General features: G+C 44.4%; 18 protein-coding genes and 1 pseudogene. 16 read left to right on the forward strand and 3 right to left on the reverse strand.

The genetic code is table 11. From position 1 onward, the window contains the following. Nucleotides 1-43: 43 nt before the first annotated feature. Nucleotides 44-445, reverse strand: a complete 402-nt coding sequence (locus tag ACFYU8_RS29890; protein WP_390306681.1) for a helix-turn-helix domain-containing protein — start codon at nucleotides 443-445, stop codon at nucleotides 44-46. A gap of 161 nt (nucleotides 446-606) precedes the next feature. Between ACFYU8_RS29890 and ACFYU8_RS29895 the strand changes: the two genes are divergently transcribed. From ACFYU8_RS29895 to ACFYU8_RS29910, 4 genes are all read left to right on the forward strand, one after another. Then, nucleotides 607-897 carry a helix-turn-helix transcriptional regulator gene (locus tag ACFYU8_RS29895; RefSeq protein ID WP_390306683.1) on the forward strand — a complete coding sequence of 97 codons (291 nt, stop codon included), beginning with the start codon at nucleotides 607-609 and terminating at the stop codon, nucleotides 895-897. A gap of 157 nt (nucleotides 898-1054) precedes the next feature. Beyond that, on the forward strand, nucleotides 1055-1231 hold the full coding sequence (locus ACFYU8_RS29900) for a hypothetical protein (RefSeq protein ID WP_390306685.1): 177 nt from the start codon (nucleotides 1055-1057) through the stop codon (nucleotides 1229-1231). A gap of 64 nt (nucleotides 1232-1295) precedes the next feature. Continuing rightward, nucleotides 1296-1580, forward strand: a complete 285-nt coding sequence (locus ACFYU8_RS29905) for a hypothetical protein (protein WP_390306687.1) — start codon at nucleotides 1296-1298, stop codon at nucleotides 1578-1580. Nucleotides 1581-1673: 93 nt separating this feature from the next. Continuing rightward, nucleotides 1674-1919: a hypothetical protein gene (locus ACFYU8_RS29910; protein WP_390306689.1), complete on the forward strand. Its 246-nt coding sequence runs from the start codon at nucleotides 1674-1676 to the stop codon at nucleotides 1917-1919. A 147-nt stretch (nucleotides 1920-2066) separates the two neighbouring features. On the opposite strand, the gene ACFYU8_RS29915 is transcribed toward ACFYU8_RS29910, so the two are convergent. After that, nucleotides 2067-2264, reverse strand: coding sequence for a hypothetical protein (locus tag ACFYU8_RS29915; RefSeq protein ID WP_390306691.1), 198 nt, complete (start codon nucleotides 2262-2264; stop codon nucleotides 2067-2069). Between the two features lie 163 nt (nucleotides 2265-2427). Here ACFYU8_RS29915 and ACFYU8_RS29920 point away from each other — a divergent pair, with 163 nt between their 5' ends. The 10 genes and pseudogenes from ACFYU8_RS29920 (at nucleotide 2428) to ACFYU8_RS29965 (ending at nucleotide 8072) form a co-directional block, all read left to right on the forward strand. Then, entirely contained in the window at nucleotides 2428-3408 is a 981-nt protein-coding gene (locus tag ACFYU8_RS29920) for a DnaD domain-containing protein (protein WP_390306693.1), read from the forward strand. After that, the gene (locus ACFYU8_RS29925; protein ID WP_390306695.1) at nucleotides 3383-3859 is read left to right on the forward strand and encodes a Holliday junction resolvase RecU; all 477 of its coding nucleotides are present in this window, start codon (nucleotides 3383-3385) and stop codon (nucleotides 3857-3859) included. Before ACFYU8_RS29920 ends, ACFYU8_RS29925 begins: the two co-directional genes overlap by 26 nt. Next, nucleotides 3856-4215, forward strand: coding sequence for a hypothetical protein (locus ACFYU8_RS29930; protein ID WP_390306697.1), 360 nt, complete (start codon nucleotides 3856-3858; stop codon nucleotides 4213-4215). Before ACFYU8_RS29925 ends, ACFYU8_RS29930 begins: the two co-directional genes overlap by 4 nt. A gap of 81 nt (nucleotides 4216-4296) precedes the next feature. Continuing rightward, entirely contained in the window at nucleotides 4297-4839 is a 543-nt protein-coding gene (locus tag ACFYU8_RS29935; protein WP_390306699.1) for a site-specific integrase, read from the forward strand. A gap of 41 nt (nucleotides 4840-4880) precedes the next feature. Next, nucleotides 4881-5393: pseudogene (locus ACFYU8_RS29940) on the forward strand (DNA cytosine methyltransferase); the annotation flags it as partial. A gap of 127 nt (nucleotides 5394-5520) precedes the next feature. Beyond that, nucleotides 5521-5904, forward strand: coding sequence for a hypothetical protein (locus ACFYU8_RS29945; protein WP_390306701.1), 384 nt, complete (start codon nucleotides 5521-5523; stop codon nucleotides 5902-5904). A gap of 571 nt (nucleotides 5905-6475) precedes the next feature. Continuing rightward, complete coding sequence (locus ACFYU8_RS29950) at nucleotides 6476-7207, forward strand: hypothetical protein (RefSeq protein ID WP_390306703.1); 732 nt, start codon at nucleotides 6476-6478, stop codon at nucleotides 7205-7207. A gap of 17 nt (nucleotides 7208-7224) precedes the next feature. Next, a complete protein-coding gene (locus tag ACFYU8_RS29955; RefSeq protein ID WP_390306705.1) occupies nucleotides 7225-7443 on the forward strand; it encodes a hypothetical protein in 219 nt (72 codons plus the stop codon). A 12-nt stretch (nucleotides 7444-7455) separates the two neighbouring features. Then, the gene (locus tag ACFYU8_RS29960) at nucleotides 7456-7701 is read left to right on the forward strand and encodes a hypothetical protein (protein WP_390306707.1); all 246 of its coding nucleotides are present in this window, start codon (nucleotides 7456-7458) and stop codon (nucleotides 7699-7701) included. 5 nt (nucleotides 7702-7706) lie between these two features. Continuing rightward, nucleotides 7707-8072, forward strand: a complete 366-nt coding sequence (locus tag ACFYU8_RS29965; protein ID WP_390306710.1) for a BC1872 family protein — start codon at nucleotides 7707-7709, stop codon at nucleotides 8070-8072. A 43-nt stretch (nucleotides 8073-8115) separates the two neighbouring features. On the opposite strand, the gene ACFYU8_RS29970 is transcribed toward ACFYU8_RS29965, so the two are convergent. Then, nucleotides 8116-8319: a hypothetical protein gene (locus ACFYU8_RS29970; RefSeq protein WP_390306712.1), complete on the reverse strand. Its 204-nt coding sequence runs from the start codon at nucleotides 8317-8319 to the stop codon at nucleotides 8116-8118. A 120-nt stretch (nucleotides 8320-8439) separates the two neighbouring features. On the opposite strand from ACFYU8_RS29970, the gene ACFYU8_RS29975 reads away from it, so the two are divergent. Beyond that, on the forward strand, nucleotides 8440-8622 hold the full coding sequence (locus tag ACFYU8_RS29975) for a hypothetical protein (RefSeq protein ID WP_390306714.1): 183 nt from the start codon (nucleotides 8440-8442) through the stop codon (nucleotides 8620-8622). Nucleotides 8623-8652: 30 nt separating this feature from the next. Further along, entirely contained in the window at nucleotides 8653-9291 is a 639-nt protein-coding gene (locus tag ACFYU8_RS29980) for a DUF5662 family protein (protein WP_390306717.1), read from the forward strand. Nucleotides 9292-9391: the final 100 nt, after the last annotated feature.

The following is a 9391-nucleotide window of genomic DNA, read 5'->3' on the forward strand; positions in this document are numbered from 1 at the left end:
AAAATAGAAAAAGCTATTCTCCAGAAATAGGAGAATAGCTTTTTCATTTCTTTGATGCTTTGAAGTTCTCTAAAATCCCTTTGATCAACACCATTTGTTCATGGTTTAGATCAGAATCACGAAGTTTACGTGCTATCTCTTTCTTTTCTTCTGTTAACTCTGGATCTTCCAAGATGGCGTCGAAAGGATCGGTCTCGGTAGATACAAAGCCCGCAAGCTTCATTAACTCGTCATACGAGCCGTCATATGCAGATGCTAGTTTCTGTAGTGCTTGAGGGGTAGGGATTATCGGAAGTCCTGTTTTTCTATTCTTGTTTAGTTCTAAATCTCTAATGTACGCATGACTCAATCCGGACTTATGAGCGGCCTGGCGTAAAGTATATTTTTTATTTAATCTCAACTCTTCTATCTTGAGATTTAACTCAGTCCTAGGGTTACTGGTCATTTAAAGTACCTACTCCCGTGTAAGGTTTACTCTACAAAATGTAATATATGTACGACAATTTTGGAAGAGGAACATACGTTTCTAGTATTGACAAAATGTAAGGTTGATATTACAATTTGTCTTGTAAGGTCGACTCGACAAGAATGGTGGTGACAAAACTGATGAAACTGGAGAATAACATCAAGTTTCTTCGAAGAAGTAAAGAATTTGACATATCTCAAGAGTTACTTGCTAAAGCATTGGGAATCACTCGACAGCGGGTTATTCAAATAGAGAGTGGCGACGCACCTTCTGCCCTATTAATGCTGAAAATAGCTCATTTTTTCGATAAAGATCCACGTGAAATTTGGTGTTCAAATCTTGTCGTATCGAGCATACAAGAATTGAAATCCCCAAAAGATACAAAAGAAAAGAACATAAGTAAAAAGTTCATTCGGATAGACGACGAGTGAAGTGGGTTGTTTCTTCGTCTCCCCGAGCAGGGACCATGTAACCGCGAAAGCGGAATACCAAAATCGAATCTTTCCATGGGCCTTGCTCGGGTAGACGAACCACTTTCAAGGTCTATCCTGTGCTACAAAGATTTCTGAACAGAGGAGATGAGATAGCATGCAACAGACATCAAGCTTGGCAACTTTCAATAGCAGGATGGCTGAATTGATGGTGAAAGATTTTGAAAAGGAAGCTGCTCTCATGCTTCCACACAGTGGACAAGCTGTCTGTGATGACTTCAAGAAGCGGGTAACAGCTTTTCACAATGAGCATTACTCACCAAGTATCAAATGAGAAAGAGAAAAGCGAAAGCGGCAGTAGAGCCTGCACCAGTTGGTCAGAGAGCTGGAGTTTGTCAATGCGGTCACGCTGGACCATTTCGTCTGACCATTCAAAATCATCGATTGGAGAGGACTTGCATATGCGGGGAAATCAAGCAAATGGACAAGACAAACGATTGACCGGATTTGAACATTTGATGGGCGATATCTACATGATCGGCGGGTGTCGCTGGAAGGTGATCAAGTTGCAATACAGGAGGAAGTGCATCTTCGCAAGACTTCGTTGCCTAGATCAGAAAAACACCCACAGGTCCACCACAGTTGATTTCCTGCAAATGATCAAGAAGCAGAAAGTCTCCTAGAGATCCAACAGGCGCAGTCGCCGGAGCTGCATGGGGGCCGTAGAGGTAGGGGCGGTCCTGGACTCATAGATCGGTGAGGGGAGGTGATATGGGATGAATGAGCAAGAGCTAAAAAGCATTTTCGATGATTCTATGGGAGCTGTTAAGGAAATGCAGCGGATTTTTGAAGAACACGAAAGCATGGACACAGTAATTGTGGAACCCAATAGTTGGGTGGGGAAAGAGTTGTTGCTACAAACGAAGAGGTTGATTGACCTCAGAGAAGACATTTTTTCCCTGAGTACATCAATCAACCAATTGAATAAAAAGCTATCTTTGCTGTTGGATGCCAGGAAGTAAAGAACCGACAGCTATGGAGCATTAGATCGAGTGAGTGGAGGTGAGTGGGGATGGATGAGCAACGTGTTCGCGAGATCATACAAGAGGAACTTGAGAAATTTATGGCCGACAGAGAGCCGGCCGCAAAACAGATAATCTTTGAAATGCTTAATTCTTCTGCTGTGATACTTGGTGTAGGGAAATGTTCTCGTGATACTCCTTAATTGCCATAGTTGCCACTTTGACTGCGACTGAACTAATCAGATCGGCTAACGCATTAGCATCTGCATTTTTTTCCGAGTCGTCCATGGTACTTCTGAATTGCTGCAATAGCTTCTTTTCAAACTCTGCAAAATCGATGTCCACTGTTCTCACCTCCTTCCTGTGAGATTTTGGTAAGTCTGGACAACGAACCAATTCGACAGAAGGATGGAAAATCCTACAAAAAAAGCCCTGCGCCGTTAACGCAGAGCATTTACAAAAATTGATTACTCCCATTATACCACAGAATGGGAAAGGAGAAAAACGGATGGCCTCATATCGGCAACTACAGACATCCTTCTGGCAGGACACATTCGTTCTCGATCTTACTCCAGAAGAGAAGTACTTTTTCATCTACCTCATGACCAACTCGAAAACAGCACAGTGCGGTATTTACGAACTACCGAAGCGGATCGCGGAGACAGAGACTGGTTACAACCGAGAAACGGTAGAAAAACTCCTCAAGCGTTTTGAAGAGTACGGGAAAATACGTTACTCCGAAGTCACAAAAGAAATTATGATTCTCAACTGGGTCAAGTACAACTGGATCAACAGTCCGAAAGTTAAAGCGTGCATTAAAAAGGAACTGAAAAAGGTGAAAAACCGTGAGTTTGTAGAGGATTTCCTCACTCAGTGCGATAGGTACGGATACCATATCGATACCCTATCCATAGACTTGGGGGAAGAAGAAGAAAAAGAAAAAGAAGAAGAACAAGAAGTAGAAGAAAAAAAAGAACAAGAACAAGAAGAAAAGCATGCGCTTGCGAATGATGATAATCCATTTCTCGTTTACCAGAAGGAAATCGGGATTGTATCTCCCTTAATAGCAGAAGACATTTCGAAATGGATCGATGAGAACACATTCGACGAACCAAAACCGATCATCATTGAGGCTATAAAGATCGCAGTAATAAGCGGTGTTCCTAAGTGGAAATACGCCACCAAAATTTTAGAGGATTGGGCAAGACGCGGACTTCGTACTCTTCAAGAAGTAAAAGCATATCAGGTTGAGTTTGACAATAAACGCTCGCAAAGCAGTAACGTTTCCGGGAACCGTGGGGGGAGAACAATCCTCAAAGACAGTTTGCCAGAGGGTGTGCAGTGGCAGCTGGAACAAGAAAAGAAGCAGGCGAACAGTCAATCTGCAGATGTAAAAAGCATCGCGGACTTTCCTGATCTTCAGAAGCGGTTAACTGAAATGCGACGAAAGAGGGGATCCGGTGATGAATCACCCAACGATCCATACTAATCGTGGACAAGCATTCGAAAAGGCCATGAAAATCACGCACAGCCAGTACAAAGAAAAGCGGATCGCGCTTATTGATAAAATCTCTGGAACCAGTCATGTCGGAACGTATAAGGGAAGAGCCCTTTACTTCGAAGCGATAAGCACAAGAGAACGAACGCGATTCGATCTATCGAACATAGATAAGACACAGTACGAACGCATGGAAGAAGCGCAAGCGCATGGCGCTATCTGCTTTGTACTAATTGATTTCGCCGTCTTCCACGAAGTGATGTTTGTACCGTTCTCGACGTTTCAGATTAACAAGCTTCATGCAAGCACGGGTGGACAGGGCAGCATCCCCAAAGATGATTTTGACCATTACGGATACGTTGTCCAAAAGACCAAGAGAGCGCGACTTGACTACCTGGTTCTGGTAGACATGATGATTAACGCGAAGCCGGTAGCCATATGAGCGAGGGGGTAGCGGGCTGGATTAAAAAGCAATACATGTCACGAGAGCGGTTAAATACATACATCGCTTGCGAGGACTACGACTTCACTTGGGATTTATCAGAGGTCAAACGGTTCCGCGATCTGTGGCGCGAAGGCCATTCAATCATCGAAATTGCAAAAGAGCTGGGAAGGCTCCAAATTGAAGTGGCGATATTGGCACTTGATCAGGGAGAACAGACCCGAATCCATCCGAGGATCGGCGGAGTGTTCGGAAATCCAATCGAAAGGGCAGATGAAGATGATGACTCCAGAAGAGTGGATGGATTGGCAGAAGAAAGTCATTCGGGAGGAAATGAACACCAAGTAATCGCTTAAAAGCTTTTCCTGACTATCCATGTGATCGCGCTCAATGTTGCACTACTACATGCCATCGTAACAGGAAAAGGGGGATCCAGTGTGAACTTTGTAGAGCCAATACGTGATAAAGAAAAACTCGAAGAACTAAAAAATATGTTGAAAAAGAATTCAGCGAGGGACGGATTTCTCCTAACGTTTGGCGTTAACACAGGCTTACGAATCTCCGATATCTTGCCTTTGAAAGTATCTGATGTCAGAGGCAAAACACATCTTGTCATAACAGAAAAGAAGACGGGGAAACCGAAGCGATTCAAGATCAACAAGAATCTAAGGACTTACATCGAGAGGTACATAGTTGATCTGGATGATGACGATTACCTGTTCCAGTCAGTAAAAAGACCAAAGCCGATTACGAGGGTACGAGCCTATCAAATACTCAACGGAGCTGCTCGAAAGATCGGACTTAGCGAGATCGGGACACATTCGCTTAGAAAAAGCTTTGGGTATCACTTTTACCAGCGCACGCGGGACATTGCTACGCTACAGATGATTTTTAATCACTCACACCCGGCTATCACACTGAAATACATCGGGATTACACAGGACCTAATAGACAAGGCGGTTGAGGATTTCAGCCTGTAGGGCACACAATCTCAATTATGTATAGCAAGGAGGCAGTACACATGCGGATGCTATCTCTCTGCTCGGGTATCGACGGAATCGGTTTGGCTGCTAAATGGGCAGGGATAGAGACGGTGGCCTTTTGTGAAATCGAGCCATATCCAGTAAAGGTACTCAACAAGAGATTCCCAGGAATACCGGTATTCGATGACCTAAGAAAATTGAACAAACAAATGCTAATAGATGCAGGGGTGATTACAAGTGATGGCAGCCGAACAATTGACCTTATTTGCGCCGGATACCCTTGCCAACCTTTCAGCTACGCCGGGAAGCGAAAAGGCGCAGAAGATGACCGCCACCTCTGGCCGGAAGTGCTTAGACTTATTCAAGAGCTCAGGCCCACTTGGTTCCTTGGAGAAAATGTTGCTGGACACGTCACTCTGGGCCTCGACGATGTGCTTGCTGACCTGGAAAACGAAAATTACAAATCAAGAGCGTTCGTACTTCCAGCTGCAGCCGTTGGTGCACCGCACCGACGAGACAGGGTCTTTATTGTGGCCCACGCCGGATACAAACAATCATCGGGATGGAACGAAACTCAGGAAGGACACGAACATCCAACGCGGAGGTAAGCATGGAGTCAGCTTACATCACGCTGTGGCGATGTGGCCAACTCCAACATCAAGGGATTATCGAAGTAACATGAGCTTGGAAACGGTAGATCGTAGGCAGCAAGAGTCATCTCGTGGAGTGAATCTAAGTGAATGTATGCAAAGAATAGACAGGAACAACGGTCAGTTAAATCCTGATTGGGTAGAAAGCTTGATGGGGTTTCCGATCGGGTGGACGGATATTGATCGTGAAGAACCCGAAGTACACTGGATTGATCACCCGCGCTGGCCTGTAGGAATAGGCCAGGAACAGTATGAATGGGAGCCACCGCGAGTCGAGGCAGGGGTAAAGAATCGTGTACCAAGATTAAAGGCATGCGGCAATGCAGTGGTGCCGGCGCAAGTATTCCCGATACTGGCAGCAATTAAAGCGGTACACGATTCAAAAGTGACCTACGGAAATGGTGATTTATGAATCGTAATGAGGTGTCTACTCTGGCAAAAGCAAAAATTGATAGTGAGACAGTTACACTGATTTGTCAGTGCTGCAGAGAAGTCATTGTTTGCATGGGACTTGAAGAATATTACCAAACCGATCCGAACAAAGATGTTGTGTGCATTAAGTGCGAGATTTAACAAAATGCTCATTATGTAAAAAAGTAAATCACCAAAGTGAAGACTATCGTTTGTATCAGAGCTGTATTGATGTCTTGTTTCCAGCTTGTATTTGAAAAAGGACTCCTTTTGTTCCTCAAAAAGCTCATCAGTCGGTAGATTAGGAAAAAGCAGAGAAAGACAACAAGCATTTTTATAGGGGGAAGCATATTTTCACCTCAGATCAAAGATCAATATGATTCTCACTATTTTACCAAAAAATGGGTTTCGATTAAACAAAATGTGTATTGAAGAAATGGAGGGGAAAGCACTGAAACTCGCGGAGGTTAGCAAAGATACGGTATACACCGATAATTGTGGAAGATTTCGCAGGATCATCGATTTTCTCGACGGAGACCTGGAAGGGAGTGTCCTTTACAAGAAGGGCTACTTTGATAGGGAAGGGAACTGGCGATATTTCGGTGAGCTGGCGGACTGCAAGAAGCAATCATTTGCATCATGGGCAAAGGCTTGCGTTGATGCCACAAGAGGTGGTCGCGATGTTTGAGTGGCAATTGGCGATCAAAGGAGAAGGAGCTTGGGGGCGGGGGACGGTTGTAGCTGAGACAGCAGGCAAAGCCAAGTACAAGCACTTCCAGGACATGCGCGAATTTTGGGACGTAGATTTTCAGGAATTTTTGAAGTATGTGACTTGCTGCAAAGTAGGACCTGCATCGGCGAAAAGTTTCTTTGGTAACAAGGAACAATTTGAGCGGAACTGCATTTATCGAAACATTCCGTTTGCAAATCAAGGGATGCGTATTGAAGTTGCTGGAAAGATGGGAACGATTGTCGGGAGTAACAATAGCTGCAACCTGGACGTTGTCTTCGATGGTCGATGGTACGCAGAAAACTGCCATCCTTGGTGGGAAACAAGGTATTTCGATGAAGCTGGCAACGTGATTAAGGATTATCGGGAGCAGCAAGTCGATAAGGTTCGGATGGCGAAAGAACAGGCTCGTAAGAACGTAGAGAGTTTTATTGCGAAGCGCGCATACACATACACGGTTGATCGGGTGGTAGCAAGCTATCTGGAGCACTACCAACAAGGGTTTTATGTCAGCCACACGATGAAAGATTGCATCAAGCATTTGGAACAAGAGCTTGTGGTTTTAACACAATAGTTAGGGAGGAAAGCGGAATGATATGGACGGCTGGCAGAAGCGGTGGAACAGCACTAAACGTGTTTGGTGAAGATGGCAGGTGGATCGCAACGGTATACACGGATACACCGGACCAAACATTTCGCACCATCCTAAAGGCACCTGAAATGCTCGGGCTGCTGAAAGCTTCAGATGATCCAGAGTCAAAGAAGCTTGTGGAGTACATCGAGAGCGGCAGACTTCATCACAAGAAATAAGGAGGGAAGGTTATGTCGAAAAAATATGCAGTACAAAACAAGGAAACTAAGACGTTCTTAAAGCATAACGGGAATTACAACCCATGCGCTTATCCATATGACGACGTAGAGAAGATCGAGGATGCTACGCATTGGAGCGACTTCAGGCACGTTTCATACGTAGCTAGGTGGCACGCCGACAGCTTTTGCAAGTGGCAGATCGTGAATGTGGATACAGGGGAAGCGTTGGAACCGATGAAAATAGGGCTAGGGGGGTAGCGGAAATGACCGATCTTCAAATCACCAAAACGCTGGCAACCGAGGTGATGGGGTGGAAGCTCACTACTTCTCCCATCGACGATGAATTTTGGGCTGATGCCGAAGGGAAATTCGTGGCATGGCGCGTATCATGGGACCCTACCCAAAACTTAACGCATGCGTGGCAGTTGGTGGACAAGGTAGGAGAGAAAAAAATCACCACAAGATTAACGAAAAGGGCGATAGACGGACGCTGCTTAGCTTCCTTCAAAACCGACATTAAACTGACAGCCAGAACACTTGAAATTTGGGGTGAGGGAGAGACGCCCCAAGAAGCAATTTGCAACTCGGCCATGAAATTGATTGAACGGGGTTATTTAACAAATCGGTAATCGTGATTAGAAAATAAAAAAGAGTGCAGCAGCACCCTTATGGCTAACTAGAGCGAATGGCCTTCCACGCATCAAAAAGTAATGTTAATGCACAGAGCATAGCTCCTAAAAAGCCAATCCATCTAATAGCAAAAATTATGTAGTAAGCGTTGATTCCCAAATCATACATGAATCTAATATCAAAATTCCAGCTAACCAGAAAAACACCTATAAGAAAACCTAGAACAATGCTTATCTTCTTTTCCATAAGTCCTCCATTACTTTTTGAGGTACAGCATACAACATAATAGTATGACGATTTAAAAGCAAAAAGGTCTCGATTTAAGGTTAAACAAAACACACGATTTGTAAATGGAGAGATGTAGCGATGCCTATTTACACGCTATGCAAGGTTTCCTATGGCGGAGAAGTTGGAGTTTATGCGATCTATGGCGAACCTATTGCGGCATCTACAGATAAGAATAAGTTGATAGATTGGGCAAAATCCAATGGTTATGACATTTCGTCTAGTTGGCCTAATTTTGGAATTAAAGAAGTCAAAGCGGTTTGACAAACCAATCGATTTGTAAAGGAGGAATGGATGGTGGACCGTAGCGAGTTACTGCCGTTCTGCATGCGGTGCTTTGGAGTAGGAGCTGTGGCAGATGAAAAATCGAACTTCTGTCATCAATGTGGAAGCGAAGGAACGTGCGTGGAATTAAAGGGATCGGAAGTGGAGTATTTACGGGAGAACATCGATTTTTGTCTGAAGGACGCACGACGATACACCCAGGAGCAGTGCAAAAAAGACACGATCGAACATATTAACCAAGTTCGCGAAATTATGATGGTAGCAGCTAGCGAACTTTTGCAAAGGGCAACTGTTCACGATCAATCCAAATTAGAGTCTCCGGAATTAGAAATCTTCACAGAGTTTACACCGAAGCTGAAAAACAGCACATATGGCTCCATTGAGTACCGAGATTTTCTCATGAAAATGCATGATGCTTTGAAGCATCATTACGCGAAGAACAGTCACCACCCAGAACACTATGTTAATGGCATTGATGGAATGGATCTGTTTGACCTTCTTGAAATGATTTGTGACTGGAAAGCAGCCGTCATGCGACATGCTGACGGGGACATACAGAAGAGCTTGGAAATAAACCGAGCGCGGTTCCAGATCAGCGACCAACTATTCCGAATCCTTAAAAATACAGTGGATCGATTCGCTAGTTAGCGCAACTTTACAAAACATTACGTTTGTACCCAGGGAGGGGAAGAGGTGGCAGCAGATCGATTAATTGTAACGGTTAAATCTGAATTCCGACTCTTTCGTC

It is taken from the genome of Brevibacillus sp. NPDC003359 (assembly GCF_042878995.1).
Lineage (GTDB): Bacteria > Bacillota > Bacilli > Brevibacillales > Brevibacillaceae > Brevibacillus.